Source organism: Burkholderia sp. BE12 (assembly GCF_002959955.1).
Taxonomy (GTDB): domain Bacteria; phylum Pseudomonadota; class Gammaproteobacteria; order Burkholderiales; family Burkholderiaceae; genus Burkholderia.
Window position 1 is genome coordinate 173,093 of record NZ_PREY01000003.1, and the last position, 16,444, is coordinate 189,536.

The 16,444-nt window shown below is 66.8% G+C and carries 8 protein-coding genes and 1 pseudogene; 2 read left to right on the plus strand and 7 right to left on the minus strand.

Annotation, left to right across the window (positions count from 1 at the left end):
- Positions 1-168 precede the first annotated feature (168 nt).
- Positions 169-7,701 (minus strand): Ig-like domain-containing protein, encoded by a 7,533-nt coding sequence (locus tag C4B30_RS04545; protein ID WP_105131877.1) that lies wholly within the window; start codon positions 7,699-7,701, stop codon positions 169-171.
- Between the two features lie 1,162 nt (positions 7,702-8,863).
- On the opposite strand from C4B30_RS04545, the gene C4B30_RS04550 reads away from it, so the two are divergent.
- Both C4B30_RS04550 and C4B30_RS36180 read left to right on the plus strand, forming a co-directional pair.
- On the plus strand, positions 8,864-9,601 hold the full coding sequence (locus C4B30_RS04550) for a sulfite exporter TauE/SafE family protein (protein ID WP_105131878.1): 738 nt from the start codon (positions 8,864-8,866) through the stop codon (positions 9,599-9,601).
- Between the two features lie 15 nt (positions 9,602-9,616).
- Positions 9,617-10,071 (plus strand): annotated as a pseudogene (locus C4B30_RS36180) (amino acid permease); the annotation flags it as partial.
- A gap of 14 nt (positions 10,072-10,085) precedes the next feature.
- Here C4B30_RS36180 and C4B30_RS04560 read toward each other — a convergent pair.
- From C4B30_RS04560 to ftrA, 6 genes are all read right to left on the minus strand, one after another.
- Entirely contained in the window at positions 10,086-10,664 is a 579-nt protein-coding gene (locus tag C4B30_RS04560) for an NnrU family protein (RefSeq protein ID WP_105131879.1), read from the minus strand.
- 264 nt (positions 10,665-10,928) lie between these two features.
- The gene (locus tag C4B30_RS04565) at positions 10,929-11,528 is read right to left on the minus strand and encodes a TfoX/Sxy family protein (protein WP_105131940.1); all 600 of its coding nucleotides are present in this window, start codon (positions 11,526-11,528) and stop codon (positions 10,929-10,931) included.
- Complete coding sequence (locus C4B30_RS04570; RefSeq protein ID WP_105131880.1) at positions 11,525-12,634, minus strand: malate/lactate/ureidoglycolate dehydrogenase; 1,110 nt, start codon at positions 12,632-12,634, stop codon at positions 11,525-11,527. Before C4B30_RS04570 ends, C4B30_RS04565 begins: the two co-directional genes overlap by 4 nt.
- 60 nt (positions 12,635-12,694) lie before the next feature.
- The gene (locus C4B30_RS04575) at positions 12,695-14,149 is read right to left on the minus strand and encodes a M20 family metallopeptidase (protein WP_105131881.1); all 1,455 of its coding nucleotides are present in this window, start codon (positions 14,147-14,149) and stop codon (positions 12,695-12,697) included.
- Between the two features lie 80 nt (positions 14,150-14,229).
- Positions 14,230-15,300, minus strand: coding sequence for an NAD(P)H-dependent flavin oxidoreductase (locus C4B30_RS04580; protein WP_105131941.1), 1,071 nt, complete (start codon positions 15,298-15,300; stop codon positions 14,230-14,232).
- Between the two features lie 85 nt (positions 15,301-15,385).
- Positions 15,386-16,348 carry a transcriptional regulator FtrA gene (gene ftrA, locus C4B30_RS04585; RefSeq protein WP_105131882.1) on the minus strand — a complete coding sequence of 321 codons (963 nt, stop codon included), beginning with the start codon at positions 16,346-16,348 and terminating at the stop codon, positions 15,386-15,388.
- Positions 16,349-16,444 lie beyond the last annotated feature (96 nt).

Sequence of the window (16,444 nt, forward strand, 5' to 3'; positions counted from 1 at the left end):
TGGAACGAGCGATTGTCTTGAGCATCATCGGGACGCCGGCGGCGAGCCGTCCGGCAAAGCAGGCCCCCCTTGCCGCGGGGACGGATATGCGTCGGGCAAGCCCGCGTCGCGATGCGACGGGGCTCGCCGTGTCGGGGGAGGCAGGCCGGCCTCCCCGTCGCGCCGCGGTCAGACGATGATCTGCTGGTTTGCGAGCAGGGTCTCCAGGTTGGTCGTCACGTTGTTCAGCGTGACGAGGGTTTCGGAACCGAACGCCGTCCCGGCGCCGTCGCGATCGATGCTGATCACCGTATCGGCGCCGACGTTCGTCACCGACAGGAACTGCCCGATCGTGTCGCCCGCATCGATCGTGGGCACGCCGTCCACGTAGTGCGCGGGTCCGTCGGCATCGGCCGTGTAGCCGACCAGCAGCTTCGACAGATCGATCTTGTCGCCGCTCGTATCGGTCGGGCCGCTGGCCAGCTGGAAGTCGGTGATGACGTCCTGACCGTTGCCGCCGGTGTTGTCCGCGCCGACGACTTCCCACAGGAACACGTCGGTGCCGGCGCCGCCCGTCAGCGTGTCGTTACCGGCGCCGCCGATCAGGATGTCGTTGCCGTTGCCGCCGTCGAGCGTGTCGTTGCCGGCACCGCCGCGCAGCAGGTCGTTGCCGTCGCCGCCGTTCAGCACGTCGTCACCGCCGTAGCCGTACAGGCGGTCGTTGCCGGACGTGCCGGTGACGGTGTCGCTGCCCGACGTCCCCTCGATGATCGACGCCGACTGCGTCGAGCCGAGCAGGTTCGCATTCAGCAACTGACCGGCCGTGGCCGACGCCGACAGGCCTGTCTTGTCGGTCGCGGAGATCGTCACGCTGTCGAGCGCGCTGACGCTGATGAGGCCGCCGTTCAGCGTGATCGAACCGAGAAACTCGTTGAGCTTCAGGTTGTCGATCGTGCCGCCGTCGGTCGCCGTGATCGTCAGGTCGGACGACGGCCCGATCAAGCCGAGGATCCCGGGGTTGTTGACGACGTTGAAGTGCAGCCCCAGTTCGTTCGCCAGCGCCTGGTTCGCGTTGAACTGCAGCGCGCCGAGGCCGATCAACCCGCCGTAGTGCAGCGTCACGTGATCGAGGTTGTTGTTGTAGTCCGATGCGGAGAACGCCTGCTGCGTGCTGAAATCGATCAGATTGAGCAGATTCGCGCCGATGATCCCGAGCAGGTTCCCCGACGCCTGCGCCGATACGACCGGTGCGACATTCGGATCGATCGTGAAAAGCTGCGAGGTCGTCGGGCCGAGGTTGCCCGCCGCATCGACGACGCGCACCGTCGCCGTGTAGTTGGCCGCGGACAACACGCCCGGTGCATACCAGGTCCAGTTCGTGCCGTTGACGGTCGCGTTGGTCCAGTGTGCGCCGCCGTCGAGACTGACCTGGACGACCTCGCCCGCGCCGAGCGCCGCGTTCAGCGTGCCGCCCAGGGTCGGGGTCGTGTCGCCGGTGATCCAGTCGTTAGGCACGCCGGTGTTGTCGGTCAGGGTCGTGAGCGTGGCCGTCGCGGTCGGGGCTGTCGTATCGACCGTGATCGCGAAAGATGCGCTCGGTGCGCTGACGTTGCCTGCGGTGTCCGTTGCGGTGACGGTCAGGCTGTGTGCGCCTTCTCCCAGGCCGGTAGTCGGCGTGAAGGTCCAGTTTCCGGATGGATCTGCCGTCGTCGTGCCCAGCAGGGTCGTGCCGTCGTACACATTGATTGTGCTGCCCGCCTCCGCCGTACCGGCAAGCGTCGGAGTCGTGTCGTCCGTCGTTGCACCCGTCGTCAGCAGGCCTGTGATCGAACCGACGTCGTCCGTGACGGTAGCGATGATCGGTGCGGCCGGTGCCGTCAGGTCTGCAACCGTCACCGATGCGGACGGACCGGTGTTGCCGGCCGCGTCGGTGGCCGTCACGCCGATCACCGTGCCGATCGGCAGCGGGGTCGACGGCGTATACGTCCACGCGCCGCTCGGATCGGTCGTTACGGTGGCGTCCGGCGTACCGTCGCCGTTCGTGTCGATGTTGAGCGTTGCGCCCGCTTCGGCCGTGCCCGACAGCGATGTACCGTCTGTCGCGTTCACCGTCGGAATCGCAGGGGCTGTCGTATCGATTGTCAGGTTGAATGCCGTGCTCGGAGTACTCACGTTGCCTGCCGTGTCCGTTGCGGTGACGGTCAGGCTGTGTGCGCCTTCTCCCAGGCCGGTAGTCGGCGTGAAGGTCCAGTTTCCGGATGGGTCTGCCGTCGTCGTGCCCAGCAGCGTCGTGCCGTCATAGACGCTCACCGTGCTGCCCGCTTCCGCCGTACCGGCAAGCGTCGGGGTCGTGTCGTCCGTCGTTGCACCCGTCGTCAGTAGGCCTGTGATCGAACCGACGTCGTCCGTGACGGTAGCGATGATCGGTGCGGCCGGTGCCGTCAGGTCTGCAACCGTCACCGATGCGGACGGACCGGTGTTGCCGGCCGCGTCGGTGGCCGTCACGCCGATCACCGTGCCGATCGGCAGCGGGGTCGATGGGGTGTACGTCCACGCGCCGCTCGGGTCGGCCGTTACGGTGGCGTCCGGCGTACCGTCGCCGTTCGTGTCGATGTTGAGCGTTGCGCCCGCTTCGGCCGTGCCCGACAGCGATGTACCGTCCGTCGCGTTCACCGTCGGAATCGCAGGGGCTGTCGTATCGATCGTCAGATCGAAGGCCGCGCTCGGGGTGCTCACGTTGCCTGCCGTGTCCGTTGCGGTGACGATCAGGCTGTGTGCGCCTTCTCCCAGGCCGGTGGTCGGCGTGAAGGTCCAGTTTCCGGATGGGTCTGCCGTCGTCGTGCCCAGCAGCGTCGTGCCGTCGTACACATTGATTGTGCTGCCCGCCTCCGCCGTACCGGCAAGCGTCGGGGTCGTGTCGTCCGTCGCTGCACCCGTCGTCAGCAGGCCGGCGATCGAACCCACGTCGTCCGTCACGGTGCCGATGATCGGCGCGGCCGGCGCCGTCGTGTCGCCAGTCACCGTCACCGAAGCGGACGGACCCGTATTGCCTGCCACGTCGGTGGCCGTCACGCCAATCACCGTACCGGCCGGCAGCGGAGTCGATGGAGTGTACGTCCACGCACCGCTCGGATCGGCCGTTACGGTGGCGTCCGGCGTGCCGTCGCCGTTCGTGTCGATGTTAATCGTTGCGCCCGCTTCGGCCGTACCCGACAGCGATGTACCATCCGTCGCGTTCACCGTCGGAATCGCCGGGGCTGTCGTATCGATCGTCAGATCGAAGGCCGTGCTCGGGGTGCTCACGTTGCCTACCGTATCCGTTGCAGTCACCGTGATCGAGTGCGCGCCTTCACTCAAACCCGCGCTCGGCGTGAACGTCCAATTTCCGGACGGATCGGCCGTCGTCGTGCCCAGCAGCGTCGTGCCGTCGTACACATTGATCGTGCTACCCGCTTCCGCGGTACCGCTCAATGTCGGCGTCGCATCATCAGTAGTACCACCAGAAGTGATTGCGCCAACAACGGAACCCACGTCGTCCGACACGGTGCCGATGATCGGCGCGGCCGGCGCCGTCGTGTCGCCAGTCACGGTCACCGAGGCGGACGGACCCGTATTGCCTGCTGCGTCAGTGGCCGTCACGCCAATTACCGTGCCGACCGGCAACGGAGTCGACGGGGTATACGTCCACGCCCCGCTCGGATCGGCCGTCACCGTTGCGTCCGGCGTACCGTCGCCATTCGTATCGATGTTGATCGTTGCGCCCGCCTCCGCCGTACCCGACAGCGACGTACCGTCCGTCGCATTCACCGTCGGCAATGCAGGAGCCGTCGTATCGATCGTCAGATTGAATGCCGTGCTCGGAGCACTCACGTTGCCTGCCGTATCGGTTGCAGTGACGGTCAGGATGTGAGCGCCTTCACCCAGCGCCGTGGTCGGCGTGAACGTCCAGTTTCCGGAAGGATCTGCCGTCGTGGTGCCCAGCAACGTCGGGCCGTCGTACACATTGATTGTGCTGCCCGCTTCCGCTGTACCGCTCAACGTCGGCGCCGCATCATCCGTGCTGCCGCCAGAAACGATCGCACCAACAACGGAACCCACGTCGTCCGCCACGGTGCCGATGACCGGCACCGCGGGTGCCGTCGTGTCGCCAGCCACCGTTACCGAGGCAGACGGACCGGTATTGCCCGCCGCGTCCGTAGCCGTCACACCAATAACCGTGCCGACCGGCAACGGGGTCGACGGCGTATACGTCCACGCCCCGCTCGGGTCGGCCGTTACGGTGGCGTCCGGCGTGCCGTCGCCATTCGTATCGATGTTGATTGTTGCGCCCGCCTCCGCCGTTCCCGACAGCGATGTACCGTCCGTCGCGTTCACCGTCGGCAATGCAGGAGCCGTCGTATCGATCGTCAGATCGAATGCCGTGCTCGGGGTGCTCACGTTGCCTGCGGTGTCGGTTGCGGTGACGGTCAGGCTGTGAGCGCCTTCACCCAGGCCAGTGGTCGGCGTGAACGTCCAGTTTCCGGACGGGTCTGCCGTCGTCGTGCCCAGCAGCGTCGTGCCGTCATAGACGCTCACCGTGCTGCCCGCTTCTGCCGTACCGGCAAGCGTCGGGGTCGTGTCGTCCGTCGTTGCACCCGTCGTCAGTAGGCCAGCGATCGAACCCACGTCGTCCGTGACGCTAACAACGATCGGTGCCGCAGGCGCGGTCGTGTCGCCAGCCACCGTTACCGAGGCGGACGGACCGGTGTTGCCTGCTGCGTCAGTGGCCGTCACGCCAATTACCGTACCGGCCGGCAGCGGAGTCGACGGCGTATACGTCCACGCACCGCTCGGATCGGCCGTTACGGTGGCGTCCGGCGTACCGTCGCCGTTCGTATCGATGTTGATCGTTGCGCCCGCTTCGGCCGTACCCGACAGCGATGTACCGTCCGTCGCGTTCACCGTCGGAATCAATGGGGCTGTCGTATCGATCGTCAGGTCGAAGGCCGTGCTCGGGGTGCTCACGTTGCCTGCGGTGTCGGTTGCGGTGACGGTCAGGCTGTGAGCGCCTTCACCCAGGCCAGTGGTCGGCGTGAATGTCCAGTTTCCGGTCGGGTCTGCTGTCGTCGTGCCCAGCAGCGTCGTGCCGTCGTACACATTGATCGTGCTACCCGCTTCCGCGGTACCGCTCAATGTCGGCGTCGCATCATCAGTAGTACCACCAGAAGTGATTGCGCCGACAACGGAACCCACGTCGTCCGACACAGTGCCGATGATCGGCGCAGCCGGCGCCGTCGTGTCGCCAGTCACGGTTACCGAAGCGGACGGACCCGTATTGCCTGCCACGTCGGTGGCCGTCACGCCAATTACCGTACCGGCCGGCAGCGGAGTCGACGGCGTATACGTCCACGCGCCGCTCGGGTCGGCCGTTACGGTGGCGTCCGGCGTGCCGTCGCCGTTCGTGTCGATGTTGACCGTTGCGCCCGCCTCCGCCGTTCCCGACAGCGATGTACCGTCCGTCGCATTCACTGTGGGAATCGACGGAGCTGTCGTATCGACCGTCAGGTTGAATGCCGCGCTCGGAGTACTCACGTTGCCTGCCGTATCCGTTGCAGTCACCGTGATCGAGTGCGCGCCTTCGCTCAAACCCGTGCTCGGCGTGAACGTCCAGTTTCCGGACGGATCGGCCGTCGTCGTGCCCAGCAGGGTCGTGCCGTCGTACACGCTCACCGTGCTGCCTGCTTCCGCGGTACCGGCAAGAGTAGGCGTTGCGTCATCCGTACTGCCGCCAGAAGCGATCGCACCAATAACGGAACCCACGTCGTCCGTCACGGTGCCGATGACCGGCACCGCGGGTGCCGTCGTGTCGCCAGCCACCGTCACCGAGGCAGACGGACCCGTATTGCCTGCCGCGTCCGTAGCCGTCACGCCAATTACCGTACCGGCCGGCAGCGGGGTCGACGGCGTATACGTCCACGCCCCGCTCGGATCGGCCGTCACCGTTGCGTCCGGCGTACCGTCGCCATTCGTATCGATGTTGACCGTCGCGCCCGCCTCCGCCGTTCCCGACAGCGACGTACCGTCCGTCGCATTCACCGTCGGCAATGCAGGAGCCGTCGTATCGATCGTCAGATTGAATGCCGTGCTCGGAGCACTCACGTTGCCTGCCGTATCGGTTGCAGTGACGGTCAGGATGTGAGCGCCTTCACCCAGCGCCGTGGTCGGCGTGAACGTCCAGTTTCCGGAAGGATCTGCCGTCGTGGTGCCCAGCAACGTCGGGCCGTCGTACACATTGATTGTGCTGCCCGCTTCCGCTGTACCGCTCAACGTCGGCGCCGCATCATCCGTGCTGCCGCCAGAAACGATCGCACCAACAACGGAACCCACGTCGTCCGCCACGGTGCCGATGACCGGCACCGCGGGTGCCGTCGTGTCGCCAGCCACCGTTACCGAGGCAGACGGACCGGTATTGCCCGCCGCGTCCGTAGCCGTCACACCAATAACCGTGCCGACCGGCAACGGGGTCGACGGCGTATACGTCCACGCCCCGCTCGGATCGGCCGTCACCGTTGCGTCCGGCGTACCGTCGCCATTCGTGTCGATGTTGATCGTTGCGCCTGCTTCGGCGGTGCCAGACAACGACGTACCGTCCGTCGCGTTCACCGTCGGCAATGCCGGAGCCGTCGTATCGATCGTCATGTCGAATGCCGTGCTCGGAGCACTCACGTTGCCTGCCGTATCCGTTGCAGTCACCGTGATCGAGTGCGCGCCTTCACCCAAACCCGTGCTCGGCGTGAACGTCCACTTCCCGGACGAATCCGCCGTCGTGGTGCCCAACAACGTCGTACCGTCATAGACCCTCACCGTACTACCCGCTTCCGCGGTACCGCTCAACGTCGGAGTCGTATCGTTCGTCGCACCGCTGATCGCAACCGGATGTTGCGCATCGTCGTTGACGGCCGTAATCGCAGGCGTTTCCGGCACGATCGTATCCACCACGATCCCCACCGTGCTCAACTCGCTCGTATTGCCGCTACTGTCGGTCTGCGTCACCGTGATCTGATGAGCGCCTTCGGGCAACGTACCGGGCGTGTACGACCAGTGCCCGTTCGCGTCCGCGGTCACCGTACCGACCGTCTGACCATCGATCTGGATCGTCACGGTCGCGTTCGGCTGAGCACCCGAACCGGCGATCGTCGGCGACGCCCGACCCGTGACGATATTGCCGTTGCCGCCAATCGGCTGCCCATCGATCGAGTCGATCGCCGGTCGCGCGGGTCCGGTCGGCGTTCCGCCGCCGCCACCGCTACCGCCACCATCCCCGCCGCCGCCGCTGGCCGCGGCTGCCGCAATGCCGCCGGCCGCGGCGACGCCGCCGAGTATTCCGAGCAGGGCACCGGTCGACAAGCCGTCGCCGATCGGCGCATAGACGAGCGCCGAATCGACGATGCCGTCGCCGGTCGCCTGCAAGGCGGGGCCGAACTGCACAAGAAATCGCCCGTCGTCCTGGACGAAGACGAGATTGTGATAATCCGCGCCGTTCTCGAAGAACGCCTGCAAGCGCACCGTTCGGCCGTCCTTGAATTCGACGACCAGGTCGTTCCCGGAGCGCGCGTAGTTGGCCACGTCCTCCTTGTGAGCCGACAGCAGGAAATTGGCGGGACCGCCCGGCGACGCGACGACCTGCGAACCATTGGCGACCGGAACATCGACGTGATTGCTCAAGACCGACGAGGAAACCATTGCCCGACTCCTTGTAGATGGGGGTGACAAACCTGGCCCGTCGCTGACGGGCAAACGTTCAACCAAACAGGCGCGACGGGGCACGACGCGATTTCGCGCCGCTGCAAATCGGGTATCCGGCTCACGCGGGACGCAATGAGCCGCTAGCCCGCCCGAGGCGGTCTATAACGGAAAAGGAAGAGGAAAGGAGCCGGGGCTGCTATGGAATCAGCGAGGAATCCAGACGGCCGGAAAAGCCGTTCGCCCTGCGTGCCGGGAAACGGCCCACTACGGCGCACCACCCCGACAGACGTATGTGTTTGATGGCCCTTGTGCCGCGGATTTTCTCCATACGGCGATTTTTGGTTTGATATTGGATCTGCATCTCTACCGCCCTCGCCATATTAGTTATTTCCTTTTATCGCGAATAATCAACAATTCGCTCGATCAAGGCGAATTGTCGCGGTGCACCATTACTCTCTTTATGTACCGCTCGTGCCTGCATTTAGATTACACCGATCTTTCATGGACATGATTGCACTCCGTTGAAGCTTTTACAAATATTTTCAATCTTTCGTTCATATATTTTTCCATCACTATAAAAAAATCAACAATTTGCAGGATTGATTCGTCGAATTCATTGTCTCGACAATGATTTATCGCGATTTGGTTATCTCGAAAAACCCGGCCGCACGGGCTCACGTCCCGGAACGAAAACGAAATCAGATAGCGGCATGCAACTATATTGAGGCCGTGTATTCCGGCGCGTCGCATCCGGCTACAAACCTCATCGGGAACAAGGATCTTTTCGAGCCCTTTCGTTCTTGTCGATCTCTATCGAAAGCCCGTAGCCATCCACGGCGCCGCCAAACATCCACATCCGTCTGCCGAACACCCGGAATTCAATTCAGTCTTTGCTGTAACGATATCCGTCACACCGGAAAACCAGCTTCACAAAAAACCAAATCTGACAAATCCTAAAAAGGAAATAAATAATGAGTTTTTGTCCAAATTGAATCCTCGCCATAAATAATCGGTGCGCGTTTTGTCCGCGCACCGGTCATCGCCCGCACGGCGCGAACGCGCGTGCGTGGAGGGCCGTCCTGAATTACCATCGTGCATCCTCGCGCGGCGGGCTTGGCCCGTCAGCGGTTGCAGGTCGGATATCCCGGATCAATCGATCGTGCTTGCTCTCATCATCGTCGCCGGCCTGTGGGCCGGCCTCCAGAACGCCCTCGCGGGCGGCGGTTCGTTCGTCACGCTGCCCGCGCTGATCGTGTCGGGAATGTCACCGCTCGCGGCCAACATCACGTCGACGGTCGCACTGTTCCCCGGCCAGGTCACGACGGGTTGGGCAAGCCGGACCATGGTGAGCGGCGTGGGCAAGCTGCCGTTTCGCGCACTGTTCGCGATCAGCGTGGCCGGCGGCGCGCTCGGCGGCCTGCTGCTGCTGAAAACGCCGTCGTCGATCTTTTCGCAACTGGTGCCGTGGCTCGTGCTGTTCGCGACGGTCGTGTTCGCGTGGGGCAGTTTCTTCCGCAAGCCGGGCGCGGGCGCGCAACACCTCGGCCCCGTCGCGACCGGGGTCTCGCAGTTCCTGATCGCGGTCTACGGCGGTTACTTCGGCGGCGGCATCGGATTCCTGATGATGGCCGCGCTGACGATGGCCGGCCTGCCGCCACGCCACGCGATGTCGACCAAGAACGCGCTCGCGGGCGTGATGAACGCGTCGGCGGTCGTGCTGTTCCTCACTTCGCCGCACCTGCACTGGCACGCGGCGATCGCGCTCGGCGGCGGCGCGATCGTCGGCGGCCTGCTGGGCGCGTGGGCGCTGCATCGCGTGAACGAACGCGTGCTGCGGATCGCGATCGTCTGCATCGGCGCACTGCTGACCGTTGGGTTGTTCGTCAAACCGATCTGAAGCCACGCTCGTCCTGCCGAGATCGCCACCATGGCCGCGGGCGAATCGGAAAACCCGAGCAGGAACGTGATCCGCGCGATCAAGAGCGCGATCGTGCGCGTGATGGTGTTCTACGTCGGCTCGGTGTCGATCCTCATCCTGTGCATGTCATGGACCGACAAGGTCAACGTGAAATCGCCGTATGTATCGCTGCTCGGCATGGCGGGCTTCACGGGGGCAGCCGTCGCGACGAAGACGTGCTGTTCGTGTCGTTCATGTCCGTGACGAACTCGTTCCTGTTCTCGAACTCGCGCGTGCTGTCCTCGCTGAGCCATCGCGGCCACGCGCCCGCGATGTTCGGCCGCGCCAACGCGAAGGGCGTGCCGATGAACGCGCTCGTGCTGTGCCTCACCATCTGCGTGTCGATCCTCGGCATGCACTTCGCGAGCGGCGGAGATTTGTTCCTGATGCTCGCGAAGTGCAGCGGCGCGGGTGCGCGTTCCGTTCAGCCGAACGGCCGCACGCCGATCAGCGGGCCGTGCAGGAACAGCGCGAACACGGCCCAGGCGACGAGTCCGGCGATAACGGCCGCGACGTCGCCGGCCAGGCCGCCGGCCGGATAGCGGACACCGTCGCGGCGGTCCCGTGCACGCGACACGACAAAATCGACGATCGACCACACGAAGAACGCGCCGAACAGCACGACCGCGTGCACGGTGCCGTTCACGAGCAGGTGCGCCACCGCCCAGACCATCACGCCTGCCAGCATCGGATGCCCGACGAGCGTCTTGATCCGGTTGCGCGGCACGTACGACGCGGCGATCAGCACGAACGCGACCGCGGTCAGCATGCCCGTCAGGTGGCGCACGCCGACCGGCGACACCCACAGCAACGTCGCGCCCGCGCGGGCGATCCCGTACCCCCAGACGATCAGCACGAAGCCGACGATCGACGCGATCGCGTAACCGCCCTTCCAGCCCTTCTCGCCGATCCGCTCGATCGTCGCGGACCGCCAGCCGTCGGCGACGATCCGGATCGAATGCACACCGAGGAAGATCGCTAAACCGAGAATCAGGACGAGCATCGGCTGTCTCCATCTGGAATGATGAGTGGGGAAGCATTCCGCGCGGCGTCCGTGCACCGTTCGCGGGGCCGGCGGCAAGGCCGGCGCGGGTCGCGCCAGGCACGGGCGCAACCCGCGCCGATCATAAACGCCGGGGCCGCCGTTGTGAAGCACGCCCGATGTGCGGCGCGTCAAGCTCGATGCATTCGTGGGCCGGTTCGTGCCGGCATGCCTGAAAGAAAGGAAAGCGAAAAATCGCGAGGCTGTCGCGCCGCGCGGTCGGTACTACGTCTGCTTGCGCTTCGTCGCGGGCTTCGGCGCCGGTGCACGTGATGATTTCGAGGCCGGTTTCGCTTTCTGCGCCGACGCCGGCTTCGATGCGGATTTCGCCGCTGGTCTGGACACCTTTTTCGGCTCCGGCTTCGATGCAAGCTTCGCTGCAGCTTTCGGCGTTGCTTTCGGCGTTGCTTTCGGGGCGGCCTTCGGGGCGGCCTTCGGCCCAGCCCCGGATACCGTCTTCGACGCCACCCTCGCCTTGCGCTTCGGCGGCCCGGCCAGCAGCGCCGCGCGATACGCGCTGCGGCACCAGTCGAACAGCGCGCCCGCATCCTCGAGCACGTCGGCCGGCGTTTCGTAATAACCCTCGAGCGCGACGGTGCGCGTGGGCCGCGCATACGAGAACGGCCCCATCCCCGCCGCGACGAACGCCGGGCGGTTCACATCGTCGACGCGCAGGAACAGCGATCCGCGCGACATGAAACCGAACATCACGCCGTCGAGCCGCAAGGCCGCACCGCTGAAGAACCGTGCGACGGCGACTGTCCCGAGCGGCGCAAGCTGATACGCGATTTCCTCGCCGTGCGCCTTCTCCGCCTGCCAGCTCATGCGGATGCCTCGCAGCGCTGCGTCCACGCATCGAGCTCGGCCGCGTCGAAACCGACGGCCGCCGCGCTCTCGCGGATCTGCCGCCACGTCGCGCGGTCGACCGGAATGCCGGCCGTGCCGCGTACCGCGCGGCTCGCCTCTTCCGGCTCGCCGGGCACCTGCACCGGCGCATCGCCGGCCCGCGGCGACGCCTTCGCCCAAGCGACGAATGCATCGGCTTCGCGTTCGGCATCGGCCGCGTCGAACGCTTTCGGATCGATCAGCACCGACAGCATCCCGTTGACGATCGCGCTCGTCTTCTGCAGCGTATCGTCGTACGTCGTATGCCCGCCCACGAGCGCGCCGCCGAAGATCTCGCACATCGCCGCGAGCGCATACCCCTTGTGCAGCCCGAACGGGAGCAGCGCGCCGAACGGCTGCTCGTGCATCACGGCCGGATCGTCGGTCGGCTGGCCGCGATGGTCGATCAGCGCGCCGGCCGGCACGCGCTTGCCCTGGTTGTAGGCGACACGCGTCTTGCCGTACGCGATCGCGCTCGTCGCGAAATCGAGCAACAGCGGCGCCTTGCCCGCCCGCGGATACGCGGCGCAGAACGGGTTCGTGCCGAAACGCGGATCGGTGCCGTGCAGCGGCGCGACCAGCAGGTCGCCCGGCACGTTGACGAAATGGAACGACACGAGCCCCGAGCGCGCGCACTGCTCGGCCCAGTGCCCGATGCGGCCGAGGTGATGAACGTCGCGCAGCCCGATCGCGCAGATGCCCATGCGCCGCGCGCGCTCGATCCCTTCGACCATCGCCTCGAACGCGATCACCTGGCCGAAGCCGCGGCCGCCGTCGATCGTCAGCACCGCGCCGCCGTCGCGGACGATCGACGCGTGCCCGTTCAGTTGCAACTGCCCTTCCCGCCACGACGCGACGTAGTTCGGGATCATCCCGATCCCGTGCGAATCGTGGCCCGCGAGATTCGCGCCGACCAGGTGATCGGCGACGAGCGTCGCCTCGCGCAGGTTGCTGCCGGCCCGTTCCCAGAGTGCCGCGACGAATGCATGCAGCGGTTCAGCGCGCATGCGCGGCGGTTCGGCATCGGGCGTCGGCAGTGCGGTCATCGGCAACACTCCATCAAGTCGGTTCGGGTCGGGCAATCGGCACGTCGGACGTTGCGACGATCAGCGCGCGGTCGCGATCACGTCGGCCACCGCCGCGGTGAGCTTCTTCGCGTACGGCACGTGCAGGAACTCGTTCGGGCCGTGCGCGTTCGATTTCGGCCCGAGCACGCCGCACACCATGAATTGCGCTGCGGGGAAGCCCTCCTGCAGCACGTTCATCAGCGGGATCGTGCCGCCCAGGCCCATATATGCGCAGTCGGCGCCGAAGTGGCGGCGCGACGCGGCGTCGAGCGACGACGCGAGCCACGGCGCGAGATCCGGCGCCGCCCAGCCGGTCGCGGCGCCCGCGTCCGGCTTGAACGTGACCTTCGCGTTGTACGGCGGATCGAGTTCGAGCAATGCCTTCAGCTGCTGCACGGCCTGCGCGGCGTCGACGAGCGGCGGCAGGCGCAGTGACAGCTTGAACGCGGTACGCGGACGCAGCACGTTGCCCGCATCGGCGAGCGCCGGCATGCCGGCCGCCCCGGTCACCGACAGCGACGGGCGCCACGTCGAATTCAGCAGCGCCTCGCGTGGATCGGTCGTGGTCGGCAGCACGGGTTTGCCGTCCGCGCCGCACGCCCACGGCAGCCCCTTCCACACCATGTCGCCGAGAATCGCGGCGGCGGCCTCGGCCTCGCGCACGCGGCTCGACGGAATCTCGCAATGGAACGCGCCGGGCAGCAGATTGCCGTTCTTCGCGTCTTCGAGGCGTTCGAACAACTGGCGCATCACGCGGAAGCTCGACGGCGCGATGCCGCCGTAGACGCCCGAGTGGATGCCTTCTTCCAGCACCTCGACCTGCAGGTCGCCGGACACGAGGCCGCGCAGCGACGTGGTGAGCCACATCTGGTCGTAGTTGCCGGCGCCCGAATCGAGGCAGACGACGAGCGACACCTGGCCGAGCCGGTCGCGCAATGCGTCGACGTACGGCAGCAGGTCGTAGCTGCCCGACTCTTCGCAGGTCTCGATCAGGCCGACGCAGCGCGGCCGCTCGATGCCCTGCTCGTCGAGCGCGCCGAGCGCCGCGAGGCTCGCGTAGATCGCATAGCCGTCGTCCGCGCCGCCGCGGCCGTACAGCTTGCCGTTCTCGAACTTCGGCGTCCACGGGCCGAGGTCCGCGCGCCAGCCGTCGAATTCGGGCTGCTTGTCGAGGTGGCCGTACAGCAGGATCGTGTCGGTGCTGCCCGAACGCGTCGCGGGCGTCTCGAAGAAAATCACCGGCGTGCGGCCCGGCAGGCGCACGATTTCGAGCTTCAGGCCTTTCACCGGCTGGCGTTCGGCCCATTGCGCGGCATCGGTCACCACGCGCTCGAGATAGCCGCGCTTCGCCCAGTCGGGGTCGAATGCGGGGCTCTTCGCGGGAATCGCGATGTAGTCGGTCAGGGCATGGAGGATTTCATCGTTCCACTTGCGCTCGACGAAGGTCACGAGCTTGTCATGGTCGAGGACGGGGGTAGTGTCGACGGAAGTCATGGTGGGGGTGCCTGGATCGGGCTGACGAAAAACCCGATGATACGCCGATGCCCCCGCGCCGGCGCCCCCTTCCCCGCCGTTCAGACCGCCTTCGGAAACGCGTCGCGCAGCCCGGCCGCGCATGCGAGGGCGTCGCGCCACAGGCGCCGCGTCAGTTCACCGGCATCCTCTTCGCGCGCCAGCGCCGCGGCCTCGCCCGACCACAGCAGCGAAAAATCGTCGCGGCCCTGCCGCTCGAACGCGCCGCGCAGCGGATCGACCGCGGCCGTCGCGAGCGGAAACGCGGGCGCGAGCGCACTCATCGGCCCCTGTTCGCGCATGAAGCGCGTCTGCAGCCCGCGTGCGGGGCGGCCCGTGTACAGGTTGGTCATGCGCGTGCCGTCGTCGCGGGCGGCGCGCACGGCCGCGCGATGCTGTGCTGAACGGCCAGCCTGCGGCGTCAGCAGGTAGCCGGTGCCGATCTGCACCGCGCGGGCGCCCAGCGCGAGCGCGGCCGCGATGCCGCGCCCGTCGGCAATCGCACCGGCCGCGATCACCGGCGCGCGCACTGCATCGACGATCTGCGGCAGCAACGCGAACAGGCCCGGTTGCGCGTGGATATCGTCGGTCAGGAACATCCCGCGATGGCCGCCGGCCTCCGCCCCCTGCGCAACGATCGCGTCGACGCCGCGTGCATCGAGCCAGCGCGCCTCCTCGACGGTCGTCGCGGACGACACCACCCGCGCCCCCGTGCGGCGCACGCGGTCGAGCAGCGCGTCGTCCGGCAGTCCGAAATGGAAGCTGACGACGGCCGGCCGCAGGTCCTCGACGACCGCGCACATCGCATCGTCGAAAGGCGCGCGGCCAGGGCCACCCTTCACGTCGGCCGAGTCCAAGCCGGCTTCCGCGTAGTAGCCGGCGAGCGCCGCGCGCCACCGCGCGTCGACCTCGGCATCGGGCGCGGGCGGCGCATGACAGAAGAAATTCACGTTGAACGGCGCGGCCGTGCGCGCGCGGATCGCCGCGATCTCGTCGCGCAACTGCTGCGGGCCGAGCGCCGCGCACGCGAGTGAACCGAGCCCGCCGGCTTCGCACACGGCAATCGCGAGCGGGCTCAGCGAACCGACCATCGGGGCCTGGATCAACGGCAAACGGGAAGGCAGCATCGTCATCGGCATCCTTGTTCGGAATGAGTGGCCGTCGCCACACGGGTTGTTCTTTTCATCGTCGCGCACGAACCCTCCCGCCCGGCGCCTGCTACGTGCCGCCGCGATCCATCCCGCGCCGATACGCGGCCGGGCTCGTCGCCGCGACGCGCCGGAAATGCCGGCGCAGCGACTCCTCGGAACCGAATCCCGCGCGCGCCGCCACCTGCGCAAGCGACAACGCGGGCTGCGCTTCGAGCATGTCCTTCGCGACGTTCACGCGTTCGCGGATCAGCCACGCGAGCGGCGACATTCCCGTCGCGTCCGCGAACTGACGCTGCAACGTGCGCGTGCTCATCGCGGCCTGCGCGGCGAGCGATGCGAGCGTGTGCGGCTCGGCCGCATGCGCGCGCATCCAGTCGATCAGCTTCGCGAGCCGGTCGGTGCCGCCCGGTGCGACCGGACGCGGCACGAACTGCGCCTGCCCGCCGTCGCGATGCGGCGGCAGCACGAGGCGCTGCGCGACGCGGTTCGCGATCGCGCCGCCATGATCGCGGCGCACGAGATGCAGCAGCATGTCGAGCCCCGCCGCCGAGCCGGCCGACGTGACGATCTGCCCTGCGTCGACGTACAGCGCATCCGGATTCACGCGCAGCGCCGGATAACGCGCCTGCAGGCGTTCCGCATACCGCCAGTGAGTCGTCACGGTGAGGCCGTCGAGCACGCCGGCCGCCGCCAGCACGAACACGCCCGAACAGATCGAGCAGAGCCGTGCGCCGCGCCGGTGCGCGGTCCGCAGCTTCTTGAGCAACGGTTCCGGCGGCCGCTCGTCCGGATCGCGCCAGCCGGGAATCACGATGGTATCCGCGCGATCGAGCGTCGCGAGCCGGTACGGCGCGGCAACGGTAATGCCGCCCGCCGCCCGCACGGGCCCCGGCTCGCTCGCGCATACCGCGAAGCGATACCAGTCGACGCCAAGTTCGGGGCGCTCGAGCGCGAACAGTTCGACCACGCAGCCGAATTCGAACGTGCAGAGACGATCGTAGGCGAGTGCGACGACGAGATGATTGTGCATGGCGCGATGTTACCGGAACTTGTCGATCGCGCCACTGCCGCCAAATGCGCCGAACCGCGATACTGCCCTCCATTGCGGCGCGTTCCGTGCCCGTTC

What these genes read in the sequence shown, in the direction of transcription:
- C4B30_RS04545 (WP_105131877.1), bottom strand. Translation starts at nt 7,701, where the DNA reads ATGGTTTCCTCGTCGGTCTTGAGCAATCACGTCGATGTTCCGGTCGCC.
- C4B30_RS04560 (WP_105131879.1), bottom strand. Translation starts at nt 10,664, where the DNA reads ATGCTCGTCCTGATTCTCGGTTTAGCGATCTTCCTCGGTGTGCATTCG.
- C4B30_RS04565 (WP_105131940.1), bottom strand. Translation starts at nt 11,528, where the DNA reads ATGAGCTGGCAGGCGGAGAAGGCGCACGGCGAGGAAATCGCGTATCAG.
- C4B30_RS04570 (WP_105131880.1), bottom strand. Translation starts at nt 12,634, where the DNA reads ATGACCGCACTGCCGACGCCCGATGCCGAACCGCCGCGCATGCGCGCT.
- C4B30_RS04575 (WP_105131881.1), bottom strand. Translation starts at nt 14,149, where the DNA reads ATGACTTCCGTCGACACTACCCCCGTCCTCGACCATGACAAGCTCGTG.
- C4B30_RS04580 (WP_105131941.1), bottom strand. Translation starts at nt 15,300, where the DNA reads ATGACGATGCTGCCTTCCCGTTTGCCGTTGATCCAGGCCCCGATGGTC.
- ftrA (WP_105131882.1), bottom strand. Translation starts at nt 16,348, where the DNA reads ATGCACAATCATCTCGTCGTCGCACTCGCCTACGATCGTCTCTGCACG.